At 59.7% G+C, this 14951-nt stretch carries 13 protein-coding genes; 9 read left to right on the top strand and 4 right to left on the bottom strand.

The annotated features are described in order from the left end of the window. Window positions 1–1053, top strand: coding sequence for a histidinol-phosphate transaminase (gene hisC / locus ACI2KS_RS04770; protein WP_404618470.1), 1053 nt, complete (start codon window positions 1–3; stop codon window positions 1051–1053). A 74-nt stretch (window positions 1054–1127) separates the two neighbouring features. Here hisC and algW read toward each other — a convergent pair whose 3' ends face one another. Then, complete coding sequence (gene algW / locus ACI2KS_RS04775) at window positions 1128–2306, bottom strand: Do family serine endopeptidase AlgW (protein ID WP_404617708.1); 1179 nt, start codon at window positions 2304–2306, stop codon at window positions 1128–1130. 112 nt (window positions 2307–2418) lie between these two features. Here algW and ACI2KS_RS04780 point away from each other — a divergent pair, with 112 nt between their 5' ends. From ACI2KS_RS04780 to cysN, 3 genes are all read left to right on the top strand, one after another. Next, window positions 2419–3177 (top strand): Nif3-like dinuclear metal center hexameric protein, encoded by a 759-nt coding sequence (locus tag ACI2KS_RS04780; RefSeq protein WP_404617710.1) that lies wholly within the window; start codon window positions 2419–2421, stop codon window positions 3175–3177. A 255-nt stretch (window positions 3178–3432) separates the two neighbouring features. Continuing rightward, window positions 3433–4350, top strand: a complete 918-nt coding sequence (gene cysD / locus ACI2KS_RS04785; RefSeq protein WP_404617712.1) for a sulfate adenylyltransferase subunit CysD — start codon at window positions 3433–3435, stop codon at window positions 4348–4350. Window positions 4351–4365: 15 nt separating this feature from the next. Continuing rightward, window positions 4366–6264 carry a sulfate adenylyltransferase subunit CysN gene (cysN, locus tag ACI2KS_RS04790; RefSeq protein ID WP_404617714.1) on the top strand — a complete coding sequence of 633 codons (1899 nt, stop codon included), beginning with the start codon at window positions 4366–4368 and terminating at the stop codon, window positions 6262–6264. Window positions 6265–6804: 540 nt separating this feature from the next. Here cysN and ACI2KS_RS04795 read toward each other — a convergent pair. After that, window positions 6805–7242, bottom strand: a complete 438-nt coding sequence (locus tag ACI2KS_RS04795; RefSeq protein WP_404617716.1) for a YhcB family protein — start codon at window positions 7240–7242, stop codon at window positions 6805–6807. Between the two features lie 145 nt (window positions 7243–7387). Here ACI2KS_RS04795 and ACI2KS_RS04800 point away from each other — a divergent pair, with 145 nt between their 5' ends. The 3 genes from ACI2KS_RS04800 (at window position 7388) to zapE (ending at window position 10551) form a co-directional block, all read left to right on the top strand. Further along, on the top strand, window positions 7388–8017 hold the full coding sequence (locus ACI2KS_RS04800; protein WP_404617718.1) for an alpha/beta hydrolase: 630 nt from the start codon (window positions 7388–7390) through the stop codon (window positions 8015–8017). A gap of 28 nt (window positions 8018–8045) precedes the next feature. Beyond that, on the top strand, window positions 8046–9395 hold the full coding sequence (locus tag ACI2KS_RS04805; protein WP_404617720.1) for a tryptophan--tRNA ligase: 1350 nt from the start codon (window positions 8046–8048) through the stop codon (window positions 9393–9395). A gap of 61 nt (window positions 9396–9456) precedes the next feature. Further along, window positions 9457–10551 (top strand): cell division protein ZapE, encoded by a 1095-nt coding sequence (gene zapE / locus ACI2KS_RS04810; protein WP_404617722.1) that lies wholly within the window; start codon window positions 9457–9459, stop codon window positions 10549–10551. A 160-nt stretch (window positions 10552–10711) separates the two neighbouring features. Here zapE and ACI2KS_RS04815 read toward each other — a convergent pair whose 3' ends face one another. After that, window positions 10712–11608 (bottom strand): GlxA family transcriptional regulator, encoded by an 897-nt coding sequence (locus ACI2KS_RS04815; protein ID WP_404618471.1) that lies wholly within the window; start codon window positions 11606–11608, stop codon window positions 10712–10714. 245 nt (window positions 11609–11853) lie between these two features. Here ACI2KS_RS04815 and ACI2KS_RS04820 point away from each other — a divergent pair, with 245 nt between their 5' ends. Then, complete coding sequence (locus ACI2KS_RS04820; protein WP_404617724.1) at window positions 11854–12990, top strand: acyl-CoA dehydrogenase family protein; 1137 nt, start codon at window positions 11854–11856, stop codon at window positions 12988–12990. A 196-nt stretch (window positions 12991–13186) separates the two neighbouring features. On the opposite strand, the gene ACI2KS_RS04825 is transcribed toward ACI2KS_RS04820, so the two are convergent. Further along, window positions 13187–14224, bottom strand: coding sequence for an NADP(H)-dependent aldo-keto reductase (locus ACI2KS_RS04825; RefSeq protein WP_404617726.1), 1038 nt, complete (start codon window positions 14222–14224; stop codon window positions 13187–13189). Window positions 14225–14464: 240 nt separating this feature from the next. On the opposite strand from ACI2KS_RS04825, the gene rplM reads away from it, so the two are divergent. Continuing rightward, a partial coding sequence (gene rplM, locus ACI2KS_RS04830) for a 50S ribosomal protein L13 (protein ID WP_404617728.1) occupies window positions 14465–14951 on the top strand: 487 nt, incomplete at its 3' end.

Raw genomic sequence — 14951 nt, forward strand, 5'->3', positions numbered from 1 at the left:
ATGAGCAAATACTGGAGTCCTTTTGTCCGTGACCTCGTGCCTTACGTGCCGGGCGAGCAACCCAAGCTGACCAAGCTGGTGAAGCTGAACACCAACGAGAACCCCTACGGCCCGTCGCCCAAGGCCATCGAGGCGATGCGCGCCGAGGTCAATGACAACCTGCGCCTGTACCCCGACCCGAACAGCGACCTGCTCAAGCAGTCGGTGGCCCGCTACTACGGTGTAGAGGCCAATCGGGTGTTTCTGGGTAACGGTTCGGATGAGGTGCTTGCCCACGCCTACAACGCGTTCTTCAAGCAGGACAAGCCGCTGCTGTTCCCGGATATCAGCTACAGCTTCTATCCGGTGTATTGCGGCCTGTATGGCGTCGAGTTCGACGCCGTACCGCTGGACGAGCAGTTTCAGATCCGCGTCGAAGACTACAACCGCCCCAACGGCGGCATCATCTTCCCCAACCCGAACGCGCCGACCGGTTGCCTGATGGCGCTCGATGCAGTCGAGCAGATGCTCAAGGCCAATGCGGATTCGGTGGTAATCGTCGACGAGGCCTACATCGACTTCGGCGGTCAGAGCGCGATCAGCCTGGTGGATAAATACCCCAACCTGCTGGTGACCCAGACCCTGTCCAAGTCGCGCTCCCTGGCAGGCCTGCGGGTCGGGCTGGCGGTGGGTCATCCTGATCTGATCGAGGCGCTGGAGCGGGTCAAGAACAGTTTCAACTCCTATCCGCTGGATCGAATCGCCATCGTCGGGGCCGCTGCTGCGTTCGACGATCGCGAGTATTTCGAAAGTACCTGCAACCTGGTCATTGCCAGCCGAGAAAAGCTGGTCGGGCAACTGCAGGACAAAGGATTTGAGGTGCTGCCTTCGGCGGCCAACTTCATCTTTGCCCGTCACCCGCAGCATGATGCGGCTGGACTGGCGGCCACGGTGCGGGAGCAGGGGGTGATCGTGCGTCACTTCAAGCAGCAAAGAATCGCGCAATTCCTGCGCATCAGCATCGGCACGCCTGAGCAGAACCAGGCGTTGGTGGATGCGCTGGGCGAGCTGTAAGCGCGTCATCGGAACAATAAAAAACCGCCTGATTGGGCGGTTTTTTCATTCCCGGCCAAGGGTTTGAATGCGCGTTAATCCTCGGCCGCAGGCGCGGGCGCAGCAGCCGGTGCCGGCGTTTGCGGCGGACGCAGTCCGACCTCCGCCATCAGCTTCAACTCCTTGCCGTTGCGCATGACCTGAATCGCGATCTTGTCCGTTGGCTTGGTTCGGGCGACCTGGTTCATGGATTTGCGTCCGTCGCCAGCAGGCTCGCCATTGATGCTCAGGATAACGTCACCCAGTTGCAGGCCAGCTTTTTGCGCCGGGCCGTCCCGGAAGATGCCGGCGACGACGATGCCTGGACGGTCCTTGAGGCCAAACGACTCGGCCAGTTCCTGGGTCAGCGGTTGCACTTCGATACCCAGCCAGCCGCGGATGACCTGCCCGTGCTCGATGATCGACTTCATCACTTCCAGTGCCAGCTTGGTCGGAATCGCAAAGCCGATCCCTTGGGAACCGCCGGATTTGGAGAAAATGGCGGTGTTGATCCCGGTCAGATTGCCGTTGGCATCGACCAGCGCGCCACCCGAGTTGCCCGGGTTGATCGCGGCGTCGGTCTGAATGAAATCCTCATAGGTATTGAGACCCAGCTGGTTGCGGCCGGTAGCGCTGATGATGCCCATGGTGACGGTCTGGCCAACGCCAAACGGGTTACCGATCGCCAACGCGACATCGCCGATGCGGATGCTGTCGGAGCTGCCCAGGGTAATGGACGGCAGATTCTTCAGGTCGATCTTCAACACCGCCAGGTCGGTTTCCGGGTCGCTGCCGATCACCCGGGCGATGGTTTCACGACCATCCTTGAGCGCCACGACAATCTGGTCGGCGCCTGAGGTCACGTGGTTGTTGGTCAGCAGGTAACCTTCGGGGCTCATGATCACCGCCGAGCCGAGGCTGGACTCCATGCGCCGCTGCTTGGGCAGGTTGTCACCGAAGAAACGCCGGAACTGCGGATCCTCGAACAGGGGATGGTTGGGTTTGTTGTTGACCATCTTGGTCGTGTACAGGTTGGCAACCGCGGGCGCTGCGCTGCTCACGGCGTCGGCATAGGACACCGGACCCTGTTGGATGAAGGCGGTCTGTGGCGCTTGCTGCAGGTTGACGTCCTGGCTGGGCAGCCCGACCCACTGCGGGTAACGCTGGATAATCAGTAAGGCGATCAGCACACCAGCGAGCAATGGCCAGCCGAGAAAACGCAGCGCTTTGAACATTGAGCAAGGTCCTAAGGGTGAAAGCGCAACGTTTTCGAATGTCAGCTGCGCCATAATGGCGGGCATTATACGAGGACCGGCACGGTCTGAACTGCATATTTAGGAGACTTTTATGGCTGTTGCCCTGAGCACTCTGGTTGAAGAGGCGGACCGCTATCTGGGCAGCGCCCGGGTTCAGGATTATTGCCCCAATGGACTGCAGGTCGAGGGGCGCGCGCAGGTCACGCGAATCGTTTCCGGGGTGACCGCAAGCCAGGCGCTGCTGGACGCTGCGGTCGAGGCCGGCGCCGACCTGATCCTGGTCCATCACGGGTATTTCTGGAAAGGCGAGAACCCTTGTATCACCGGCATGAAGCAGCGCCGCATGAAGACCCTGCTCAAGCACGACATCAGTCTGCTGGCCTACCACCTGCCATTGGACCTGCATCCGGAAGTCGGCAACAACGTGCAGTTGGCCCGGGAACTGGACATCACTGTCGAGGGCCCGCTTGACCCGGACAATCCGCGGATTGTCGGGCTGGTCGGCTCCTTGTCCGAGCCCATGACACCCCGCGATTTTGCCCACCGCGTGCAAACCGCCCTCGGGCGCGAGCCTTCGTTGATCGAAGGCGACGGGATGGTTCGTCGGGTCGGATGGTGTACCGGAGGCGGACAGGGCTACATTGATCAGGCGGTGCTGGCCGGGGTTGATCTGTACCTGAGCGGTGAAGCCTCCGAGCAGACCTTTCACAGTGCGCGGGAAAACAACATCAGCTTCATCGCCGCTGGCCACCATGCCACCGAACGCTACGGCGTGCGGGCGCTGGGAGATTATCTGGCACGCCGCTTTGCGCTGGAGCATCTGTTCATCGACTGCCCGAATCCGATCTGAGCGTCGTCGGGTGTTACGGCGGCGTCTACCTGTAGCCATCCCGCTTGCCGGTGAAGGTGATTTCAAGTTTGTCACCGTCGGCAAGCCGGGCTGCTACAGGTTCGTCGAGCGGCGGACCGGTCCAAAGACTGAGCTATATGGTTAGATCGTTTCGATCTATCTGGGCCGCTGAATAGAATCAGGCCTCATGATAAAGTGCCTCGCTCGATAGAGCCCGCAGGCTCTCCATAAAAGTACGTTATCCCGTGAGTAACCATGGTCGACAAACTGACGCATCTGAAACAGCTGGAGGCGGAAAGCATCCACATCATCCGCGAGGTCGCCGCCGAGTTCGATAACCCGGTGATGCTGTACTCCGTCGGTAAGGATTCTGCCGTGATGCTGCACCTGGCGCGCAAGGCGTTCTTCCCGGGCAAGCTGCCGTTCCCGGTGATGCACGTCGACACCCGCTGGAAATTCCAGGAAATGTATCGCTTCCGCGATCAGATGGTCGAGGACATGGGCCTGGACCTGATCGTGCACGTCAATCCCGATGGCGTCGCGCAGGGTATCAACCCGCTGACCCACGGCAGTGCGAAACACACCGACATCATGAAAACCGAGGGCCTCAAGCAGGCGCTCGACAAACACGGCTTCGATGCCGCCTTCGGTGGCGCGCGCCGCGACGAAGAGAAGTCCCGGGCCAAGGAACGCGTGTACTCCTTCCGCGACACCAAGCACCGCTGGGACCCGAAAAACCAGCGCCCGGAGCTGTGGAACGTCTACAACGGCAACGTCAACAAAGGCGAGTCGATCCGCGTGTTCCCGCTGTCCAACTGGACCGAGCTGGACATCTGGCAGTACATCTACCTCGAAGGCATCCCGATCGTTCCGCTGTACTTCGCCGCCGAGCGTGAAGTCATCGAAATGAACGGCACCTGGATCATGATCGACGACGATCGTCTGCGTAACCATCTGTCCGACGAGGACAAGAAGCGCATCGTCAAGAAAAAGGTCCGTTTCCGCACACTTGGCGACTACCCGTTGACGGGCGCTGTCGAGTCCGAGGCTACCAGCCTCACCGACATCATTCAGGAAATGCTCCTGACGCGAACTTCCGAGCGCCAGGGCCGAGTCATCGATCACGATGGCGCAGGCTCCATGGAAGAAAAGAAACGTCAGGGTTATTTCTAATTAGGGTGTCTGAACATGTCGCATCAATCTGAATTGATCAGCGAGGACATCCTCGCCTATCTGGGCCAGCACGAACGCAAGGAAATGCTGCGTTTCCTGACCTGTGGCAACGTCGACGACGGCAAAAGCACGCTGATCGGCCGTCTGCTGCACGACTCCAAGATGATTTACGAAGATCATCTGGAAGCCATTACCCGTGACTCCAAGAAGTCCGGCACCACTGGCGATGACGTCGACCTGGCGTTGCTGGTCGACGGTCTGCAGGCAGAGCGCGAGCAGGGCATCACCATCGATGTGGCCTACCGTTATTTCTCGACCTCCAGGCGCAAGTTCATCATTGCCGATACCCCCGGCCATGAGCAGTACACCCGCAACATGGCCACCGGCGCTTCGACCTGTGACCTGGCGATCATCCTGGTCGATGCCCGTTACGGCGTGCAGACCCAGACCCGTCGCCACAGCTACATCGCGTCGCTGCTGGGCATCAAGCACATCGTGGTCGCCATCAACAAGATGGACCTCAATGGCTTCGACGAGGGCATCTTCGAGCAGATCAAGGCCGATTACCTGAAGTTTGCCGATCGTATCTCGCTCAAGCCGACCAGCATGGAATTCGTTCCGATGTCGGCGCTCAAGGGCGACAACGTGGTGAACAAGAGCGAGCGCTCGCCCTGGTACACCGGCAAATCGCTGATGGAAATTCTCGAGACCGTCGAGATTGCCAACGATCGTAACTTCGATGACCTGCGGTTCCCGGTGCAGTACGTCAACCGTCCAAACCTGAACTTCCGTGGTTTTGCCGGTACGCTGGCCAGCGGCATCGTGCGCAAGGGCGATGAAGTGGTCGTCCTGCCATCGGGCAAGAGCAGCCGCGTGAAATCCATCGTCACCTTCGAAGGCGAGCTGGAGCACGCAGGCCCTGGTCAGGCGGTCACCCTGACCATGGAAGATGAAATCGACATTTCCCGTGGCGACCTGTTGGTGCATGCCGACAACATCCCGCAGGTAACCGATGCGTTCGACGCCATGCTGGTCTGGATGGCTGAAGAGCCGATGCTGCCGGGCAAGAAATACGACATCAAGCGCGCCACTTCCTACGTGCCGGGCTCCATTGCCAGCATCACTCACAGGGTCGATGTGAATACCCTGGAAGAGGGCGCTGCCAGTGCCTTGCAACTGAACGAAATCGGCCGGGTGAAAATCGCGCTCGATGCGCCGATCGCCCTGGATGGCTACGACAGCAACCGCACCACCGGTGCGTTCATCGTCATCGACCGTTTGACCAACGGCACCGTCGCAGCGGGCATGATCATCGCCAAGCCGGTTTCCGCAGGCCCTGGCAATCACCATGGCGCGCTGGCGCATGTTTCGGTCGAGGAGCGCGCTCAGCGTTTTGGCCAGAAGCCGGCCACCGTGCTGTTCAGCGGGCTGTCGGGCGCGGGCAAGAGCACGCTGGCTTATGCCGTGGAGCGCAAGCTGTTCGACATGGGCCGTGCAGTGTTCGTCCTCGATGGCCAGAACCTGCGCCATGACCTGAACAAGGGGCTGCCTCAGGATCGTGCCGGTCGCACCGAGAACTGGCGTCGTGCCGCCCACGTGGCGCGCCAGTTCAACGAAGCGGGCCTGCTGACCCTGGCGGCATTCGTCGCGCCGGACGCCGCAGGTCGCCAAAACGCCAAGGCACTGATCGGTGACGATCGCCTGATCACGGTGTACGTCCAGGCCTCGCCCCAGGTTTGCCGCGAACGCGATCCACAAGGCCTCTACGCCGCCGAGAAGGACAACATCCCGGGTGAGTCCTTCCCGTACGACGTACCGCTGGACGCTGATCTGGTGGTCGACACCCAGACCTTGAACGTCGAGGAAAGCGTCAAACAAGTGCTGGATCTGCTGCGGGCTCGCGGCGCGATTTAATCGCCGAGAGCTATCAGCCAGAGAAAAAACCCGCCAGCGATGGCGGGTTTTTTTGTTGTGCCAATGGTCACCTGTCCAGCCCTGATCGCCGGATTGCTCCTGAAGCAGTCCGGCTGGCTGGCGGTGGCAATATTGAAGCCGTCACCGCGGCAAGCCGTGCTGCTACAAACCGTGCGCGCAAGGCCGGGCTTCGGTCAACGATGTTTCAAAGGCTGTCCCTCGGCGATTGCCTGCCTTCACACCGTTGATCAAACGTGTGCCGAGAGCACAAAAAATCGAAACGCGATTCATAGTCTTGCTGCTCAGTGATAAAGCAGTTGGTGACGCAATCAGGTGAGACGCAGCCTGAAAGCACGGCGAAGGCAGCGATTGTCCTGATGATTTTCATGGCACCTCCAGACACTGAGGCAGAGCCTATGGCGTGCTCGGATGCATCGTCAGCAGGCATTTCTGGCAGTCACGTAAGGCGTTTCCGAATACCCACAAAAAAACCCGCCCCTGATCACCTCAGGCGCGGGCTTTTTTTGGGCTTGCGTCGAATTACTTCTTCAAGCCGTACTGCTCGTCGAGCATGCCGGGCGTGTTCGGCATTTTCGGGGCGTAGTCCCGGGGTGGCTCGGCGGCGGTGCGGGGCGGGGTCAAGCGGTCGCGGGGGGGCTGCAGCGCGTCCGGGTGCAGGGCGGCGAGCAGGCGTTGGCGAGTGATGTCATCTGTGGCCAGGCGATTGGCGCCTTCAGCCAGGTGTTCCTGTACGTCCTGGTAGCTCTGGGACAGCTTCTGCACCAGGTTAGCCGTGCTGTTGAAGTGGGTGACCACCTCGTTCTGATACGTGTCGAAACGCTCCTGAACGTCATCCAGCTGGCGCTGAGTGCTGTTAGGCGCGGCATTGGGCAGCGCACGCGCCACGAAGAAACCGATGACTACACCGGCGATCAGGGCAATAGTCGGCAGCAACCAAACTAAGAGCGAGTAATCCACGAGTCCTTCCTCTATAAACGGCTTTGCTTTACGTTAACGGCTCGAACCTGCGCTGTATAGCGGCGACGCGTCGCCGATATGCCAGCCACAGACAATCAGCTAGACGAGTCGACCCATTTGAAGGTCACGGAGTTCATTCTTGCTCATGCGTGAAACCCCTGTATTCATCGACGGCCCGGTGGGCCAACTCGAAGCCCTGTACCTTGACCTGGAAGGCGCCAAGGGTGTGGCGCTGATCTGCCATCCTAACCCGGTTCAGGGCGGCACGATGCTCAATAAAGTGATCTCGACGCTGCAACGCACGGCCCGGGATGCCGGTTTCATCACCCTGCGCTTCAACTATAGGGGAGTCGGCGCAAGCGCCGGTAGCTCGGACATGGGGCAAGGAGAAGTCGATGATGCCGAAGCCGCCGCCGTATGGCTGCGGGAAAAACATCCTGACCTTGCGCTGACCCTGTTCGGGTTCTCGTTCGGCGGTTTTGTCGCCGCGACCCTGGGTGGGCGTCTGGAAGCAAAGGGTGAGACGCTCAATCACCTGTTCATGGTCGCGCCCGCGGTCATGCGTATCACCGATCCCGGCGTGCTGGCGCAGCAGGGCACCTTGACCCTGATCCAGCCGGAAACCGACGAGGTCGTTGACCCACAGCTCGTGTATGCCTGGTCCGACGCACTGTCGCGCCCCCATGAGCTGCTGAAAGTGGCAGAATGCGGACACTTTTTCCACGGCAAGTTGACCGACCTCAAGGATCTGGTCCTGCCGCGCCTTTCGAATTGATCGCAGCACCTAAAATAAGCGACTAGCCATGACCACTCGTATCCTGACCGGTATCACCACCACCGGCACGCCACACCTGGGCAACTACGCGGGCGCCATTCGCCCGGCCATCGTCGCCAGCCGCCAGAGCGACGCCGATTCGTTTTATTTCCTGGCCGACTATCACGCGCTGATCAAATGCGATGACCCGCTGCGCATCCAGCGCTCGCGTCTGGAAATCGCTGCTACCTGGCTGGCTGCGGGTCTGGACGTCGAGCGGGTGACTTTTTACCGCCAGTCCGACATCCCGGAAATCCCTGAGCTGACCTGGTTGCTGACCTGCGTCGCCGCCAAGGGGCTGCTCAATCGCGCGCACGCCTACAAGGCGTCGGTGGACAAGAACGTAGAGACCGGCGAAGACCCGGACGCCGGTATCAGCATGGGCCTGTTCAGTTACCCGGTGCTGATGGCCGCCGACATCCTGATGTTCAACGCCCACCAGGTGCCGGTCGGTCGTGACCAGATCCAGCACGTGGAAATGGCGCGCGACATCGGTCAACGCTTCAACCATCTGTTCGGCAACGGCAAGGAATTCTTCGTCATGCCTGAAGCGCTGATCGAAGAGAGCGTGGCGACCCTGCCCGGCCTGGACGGGCGCAAGATGTCCAAGAGCTACGACAACACCATTCCGTTGTTCAGCAGCGCCAAGGAAATGAAGGACGCAATCTCGCGCATCGTCACCGACTCGCGCCTGCCGGGCGAGGCCAAGGACCCGGACAACTCGCACCTGTTCACCCTGTACCAGGCCTTCGCCAGCAAAGAGCAGAGCAACGAGTTCCGTGACGATCTGCTGCAGGGCCTGGGTTGGGGGGATGCCAAGCAGCGCCTGTTCCAGCTGCTCGACGGCGAGCTGGGTGAGGCGCGCGAGAACTACCTGCGTCTGATCGAGCGGCCAGCCGATCTGGAAGACATTCTGCAAGCTGGCGCGGTGAAGGCCCGGCGCATTGCCACGCCGTTTTTGGGCCAATTGCGCGAGGCGGTGGGCCTGCGTTCTTTCCGTACCACCACCCAGACTGTGGCAGCGACCAAGAAAAAAACCAGCAAGGGTGCGCGTTTCGTCAGCTTCCGCGAAGACGACGGCAGTTTCCGTTTCCGTTTGCTGGCAGCCGACGGCGAGCAACTGCTGCTGTCGCGAAATTTTGCCGATGGCAAGGCCGCCGGTGCGGTAACCAGGCAACTGCAGCAAGGCAGCGAATTGGATATTCGGACAGAAGGCGAGGCCTTCAGCGTGTGGCTGGACGGCGCCTGTGTCGCGGACAGCCCGGCCTTTACCGATGCTGCAAGCCGTGATACCGCGGTCGAAACCCTGAAGCTGGCCCTGGCGCCACCGCAGGATTAATTGCCATTCCAACGGGCCATCGCTACAGTGGCGGCCCGTTTTCGCTCCCTAGCTAACGAATATGACCCCCCTAGAAAGCTATCAGAACGACCTCAAGAAACCCGAATTCTTCCACGACGCTGCGCAGGAAAACGCTGTGCGCCATCTACAGCGTCTGTACGACGATCTGGTCGCTGCCCATGACAGCAAGCCGGGTCTGTTCGGCAAGCTGTTTGGCAAGAAAGAACCGACGGTGGTCAAGGGCCTGTATTTCTGGGGCGGCGTCGGTCGCGGCAAGACCTATCTGGTCGATACCTTCTTCGAAGCGCTGCCGTTTGAAGACAAGATGCGCACGCACTTCCACCGCTTCATGAAGCGTGTGCACGAGGAAATGAAAAACCTTAAGGGCGAGAAGAACCCGCTGACGCTAATCGCCAAACAGTTTGCCGGCGAAGCGCGAGTGATCTGTTTCGACGAATTTTTCGTCTCTGACATCACCGATGCGATGATTCTCGGCACGTTGATGGAAGAGCTGTTCAAAAATGGCGTGACCCTGGTCGCTACCTCCAACATCGTGCCGGACGGTCTGTACAAGGACGGCCTGCAACGCGCGCGCTTCCTGCCGGCCATTGCGCTGATCAAGCAGAACACCGACATCGTCAACGTCGACAGCGGTGTGGATTATCGTCTGCGCCATCTGGAGCAGGCTGAGCTGTTCCACTTCCCGCTCAACGAAGCGGCCCAGGAAAGCATGCGCAAGAGCTTCCGGGCGCTGACGCCGGAATGTACCAAGGCCACCGAAAACGATGTGTTGACCATCGAGAACCGTCAGATCAAGGCGATTCGTACCTGCGACGATGTGGCCTGGTTCGATTTCCGCGAACTGTGCGACGGCCCGCGCAGCCAGAACGACTACATCGAGCTGGGCAAGATCTTTCACGCCGTCTTGCTCAGTGGCGTCGAGCAAATGAGCGTCACCACGGACGACATCGCCCGGCGCTTTATCAACATGGTCGACGAGTTCTACGACCGCAACGTCAAGTTGATCATCTCGGCGGAAGTGGAGCTGAAGGACCTGTACACCGGCGGACGCCTGAACTTCGAGTTCCAGCGCACCCTGAGCCGGTTACTGGAAATGCAATCCCACGAGTTTCTGTCGCGGGCTCACAAACCCTGATGCACACATTTGTGTGAAAAAGCCCGCACATTGCGGGTTTTTTCATTTTTCGGCGAAGGTGATACCAGTAGGAGTGAGCTTGCTCGCGATGCGTTCTGGCAGGCGCTGATGTATTCATCTGACCGAAAGCATCGCGAGCAAGCTCACTCCTACCGTTTTTTCACGCCGCCTGCTGGAACTGCTGGCGGTACTGATTGGGCGACAGGTCGGTGTGCTGGCGGAACAGCCGTGCGAAGAAGCTGGCATCGTCGTAGCCGACTTCGTAGCTGATGGTCTTGATGCTCTTGCGCGAGCCTGACAGCAGCCCTTTGGCCGTCTCGATGCGCAGCCGTTGCAGGTAGTGCAGCGGTTTGTCGCCAGTCGCGGTCTGAAACCGGCGCATGAAGTTGCGAATGCTCATGCCGTGTTCGCGCGCCACGTCCTCGAAACGAAACTTGTCGGCGAAGTGCTCTTCGAGCCAGTGCTGAATCTGCAGGATGATCACGTCCTGGTGCAGCTTCTGCCCGCCGAAACCCATACGTCCCGGCGCATAGCTGCGCTGCACTTCGTAGAGGATATCCCTGGCCACTGTCTGCGCCACATTGGCGCCGCAGAAGCGCTCGATCAGATAGATGTACAGATCGCACGCCGAGATCGAGCCGCCGGCGCAATACAGGTTATCGGCGTCGGTCAGGTGCTTTTCCTGATTGAGCAGCACTTTAGGGAAGCGCTCGGCGAAGTCATTGAAGAAGCGCCAGTAAGTGGTCGCCTCCTTGCCGTCGAGCAGCCCGGCTTCGGCCAGCCAGAATACGCCACTGGCCTCACCGCACAGTACTGCGCCTCGTGCGTGCTGTTCACGCAGCCAGGGCAGGATCTGTGGGTAGCGTTGGCGCAGGGTGTCGAAATTGTCGACGAAGGCGGGCAGGATGATGATGTCGGCGTTGTCGAGGGCGCCGTCAACCGGCAATACGATTTCACTGAAGCTGCGCACCGATTGCCCATCCGGGCTCACCAGTCTCGTTTCGAAAGCGGCCTTGAGGCCGTGGCCCAGTTGTTTGCCGTAGCGCAGGCTGGCCAGATGGAAGAAATCCTTGGCCTGGGTGAGGGTGGAAGCGAAGATTCCGTCGATCGCGAGAATGCTGACGCGCCGCAACGGTACGGTGTGTTGAGTAGACATAATCTGTTGTTCTTATATGGGAAAGTGGTCAAGCAACGGCGTGATCGTCTTATTTTTTGTCTGATGTGTCCAGTGTCGTCGTCAATCGGCTCGGCATACGCTCTGCGGGCACTGTGTCCGACAATCCCTCCAGCCCAAGGTGTCCCATGCTCCCAAGAACACTCTTCAGCTCCGAGCACGAGCTTTTCCGCGACAGCGTCCGCAAGTTTCTCGAGCAGCAGGCAGCGCCGTTTCATGCGCAGTGGGAGAAGCAGGGGCATATCGACCGCACGCTCTGGAACCGCGCAGGCGAGCAGGGCATGTTGTGCTCGCACCTGCCCGAAGAATATGGCGGCATGGCGGCGGATTTTCTCTATACCACGGTGGTCATCGAAGAGATCTACCGGTTGGGCCTGACCGGTATCGGGTTTTCCCTGCATTCGGACATCGTCGCCCCTTACATCCTGCATTACGGGAGCGAGGCGCTGAAGCTTAAATACCTGCCCAAGATGGTCTCTGGCGAATTGGTCACGGCCATCGCGATGACCGAGCCGGGCGCCGGTTCCGATCTGCAAGGGGTCAAGACCACGGCAGTGCTGGATGGCGATGAATACGTCATCAACGGCTCGAAAACCTTCATCACCAACGGCTTTCTGGCCGATCTGGTGATTGTGGTGGCCAAGACCGACCCTAAGGCGGGCGCCAAGGGCACCAGTCTGTTTCTGGTAGAAGCCGGTACGCCGGGCTTCGATAAGGGCAAGCGCCTGGAGAAAGTCGGCATGAAGGCCCAGGACACGTCCGAATTGTTCTTCCAGGACGTGCGGGTGCCTAAAGAAAATCTCCTGGGCCAGGCCGGCATGGGCTTCGCTTACCTGATGCAGGAGCTGCCACAGGAGCGCCTCACGGTGGCCATCGGGGCTATCGCCTCAGCCGAGGCCGCGTTGCAGTGGACCCTTGACTACACCCGCGAGCGCAAGGCGTTCGGTCAGCCCATTGCCGACTTTCAGAACACGCGGTTCAAGCTGGCAGAGATCGCCACCGAAGTGCAGATTGGCCGCATCTTCGTCGATCGCTGTCTGGAGTTGCATCTGCAGGGCAAGCTGGACGTGCCGACGGCGGCCATGGCCAAGTACTGGACCACGGATCTGCAATGCAAGGTGCTCGACGAATGCGTGCAGCTGCACGGTGGTTACGGATTCATGTGGGAATACCCGATTGCCCGGGCCTGGGCGGATGCGCGAGTGCAGCGGATTTATGCCGGCACCAACGAAATCATGAAGGAGATCATTGCTCGTTCACTTTGAGGTCAGTGTCGGTACTGTAGAAGTGAGCTTGCTGGCGATTGCAGAGTGTCAGCCACCTGATGTGTAGCTGGCTCGCCCCGATCGCGAGCAAGCTCACTCCTACAGACGGTGTCGATCCTGAGATCGCCACCGTCGGCAAGCCTGACGGCTACAGGGGATTGTGTTTCAGCCAGTGCAACCAGCCTGGCTGGAGTGCTCAAGGCGCCGGGTTGGGCTGGTCCTTGTGAATCGCGTCGATACCCGCCAGCACTTCTTCGGACAGCACCAGTTCGGCACTGGCAATGTTGCTGTCCAGTTGTTCCAGCGTGGTCGCGCCGATGATGTTGCTGGTCACGAACCCGCGGCTGGTGACGAATGCCAGCGCTATTTGTGCCGGGTCCAGGCCGTGTTCGCGCGCCAGAGCCACGTAGCGCGCGCAGGCTGCCTCCGATTGCGGGTTGAAATAGCGGGTGAAGCGGCTGTACAGGCTCAGGCGGCCCTTCGGCGGGCGTGCACCGTCGGCGTACTTGCCCGACAACATGCCGAACGCCAGCGGCGAATAAGCCAGCAGGCCGCACTGCTCCCGAATGGCGACCTCGGCCAGACCCACTTCAAAGCTGCGGTTGAGCAGGTTGTACGGGTTCTGGATCGATACCGGACGGGTGAGGCCATGGCTTTGGGACTCGGCCAGGAACTTCATGGTGCCCCATGGTGTTTCGTTGGAAAGCCCCACATGACGGATCTTGCCGGCCTTGACCTGCTCATCGAGCGCCTGGAGAACTTCGAGCAGGGGAGTGAATTGCTCCTCGCTGTGGTTGTAGCCCAGCTTGCCGAAGAAGTTGGTACTGCGCTCCGGCCAGTGCAGTTGATACAGGTCGAGGTAATCGGTCTGCAGGCGTTTGAGACTGGCATCGAGCGCAGCAACGATATGCTCGCGATTGAATTTCAGCTGGCCGTCGCGGATGTAGTCGATACCGTTGCCAGGGCCTGCAATCTTGCTGGCCAGAATCCAGTCGGCGCGGTCGCCGGATTTCTTGAACCAGTTACCGATGATGGTTTCGGTGCTGGCGTAGGTTTCCTGCTTGGGCGGGACCGGGTACATCTCGGCCGTGTCAATGAAGTTGATTCCGGCAGCTTTTGCCCGTTCGATCTGGGCGAAGGCCTCGGACTGGCTGTTCTGCTCGCCCCAGGTCATGGTGCCGAGGCAGATTGCACTGACATTAAGGTCGGTTCTGCCCAGTTGGCGATAGTCCATTTGGCTCTCCTGTTTAAAAGAGTCATAAAAGCAGGTTGAAATTTTTTTCGCAATCTGCATAATTCCGCAGCTCTTTGGCGTGGGAGTGATGCCCTGCGCCACAAGATACCGCTGCGATCGAACGCGCTGACCCGAGCCCCCTATAGCGTTCGTGCCCGGCGGCCTTTGACTTGTCAAAGACCGTATTATTGAGTAAGCTCCGCCGTCTATTTTTCAGGGCGGCCTTTGAGGCTATAAAGAATGAAAACTTTTACCGCTAAACCGGAAACAGTAAAGCGCGACTGGTTCGTCGTCGACGCTGCTGGCCAGACCCTGGGTCGTCTGGCCACCGAAATCGCGAGCCGTCTGCGTGGCAAACACAAGCCGGAATACACTCCGCACGTCGACACTGGCGACTACATCGTCGTGATCAACGCTGAGCAAATCCGTGTCACTGGTGCCAAAACCACCGACAAGATCTACTACTCTCACTCCGGTTTCCCGGGCGGGATCAAGTCGATCAACTTTGAAAAGCTGATCGCCAAAGCTCCTGAGCGCGTGATCGAGACCGCGGTCAAGGGCATGCTGCCTAAGAACCCGCTGGGTCGCGACATGTATCGTAAGCTGAAAGTCTATGCGGGCGCTGCACACCCTCATACTGCTCAGCAGCCCCAAGAACTGAAGTTTAAACGGAATAGTTCATTATGTCGGCTACTCAAAATTACGGCACTGGCCGTCGCAAGACAGC

The organism is Pseudomonas sp. NPDC087358 (assembly GCF_044900785.1).
Lineage (GTDB): Bacteria > Pseudomonadota > Gammaproteobacteria > Pseudomonadales > Pseudomonadaceae > Aquipseudomonas.

What these genes read in the sequence shown, in the direction of transcription:
- hisC (WP_404618470.1), top strand. Translation starts at nt 1, where the DNA reads ATGAGCAAATACTGGAGTCCTTTTGTCCGTGACCTCGTGCCTTACGTG.
- algW (WP_404617708.1), bottom strand. Translation starts at nt 2,306, where the DNA reads ATGTTCAAAGCGCTGCGTTTTCTCGGCTGGCCATTGCTCGCTGGTGTG.
- ACI2KS_RS04780 (WP_404617710.1), top strand. Translation starts at nt 2,419, where the DNA reads ATGGCTGTTGCCCTGAGCACTCTGGTTGAAGAGGCGGACCGCTATCTG.
- cysD (WP_404617712.1), top strand. Translation starts at nt 3,433, where the DNA reads ATGGTCGACAAACTGACGCATCTGAAACAGCTGGAGGCGGAAAGCATC.
- cysN (WP_404617714.1), top strand. Translation starts at nt 4,366, where the DNA reads ATGTCGCATCAATCTGAATTGATCAGCGAGGACATCCTCGCCTATCTG.
- ACI2KS_RS04800 (WP_404617718.1), top strand. Translation starts at nt 7,388, where the DNA reads ATGCGTGAAACCCCTGTATTCATCGACGGCCCGGTGGGCCAACTCGAA.
- ACI2KS_RS04805 (WP_404617720.1), top strand. Translation starts at nt 8,046, where the DNA reads ATGACCACTCGTATCCTGACCGGTATCACCACCACCGGCACGCCACAC.
- zapE (WP_404617722.1), top strand. Translation starts at nt 9,457, where the DNA reads ATGACCCCCCTAGAAAGCTATCAGAACGACCTCAAGAAACCCGAATTC.
- ACI2KS_RS04820 (WP_404617724.1), top strand. Translation starts at nt 11,854, where the DNA reads ATGCTCCCAAGAACACTCTTCAGCTCCGAGCACGAGCTTTTCCGCGAC.
- ACI2KS_RS04825 (WP_404617726.1), bottom strand. Translation starts at nt 14,224, where the DNA reads ATGGACTATCGCCAACTGGGCAGAACCGACCTTAATGTCAGTGCAATC.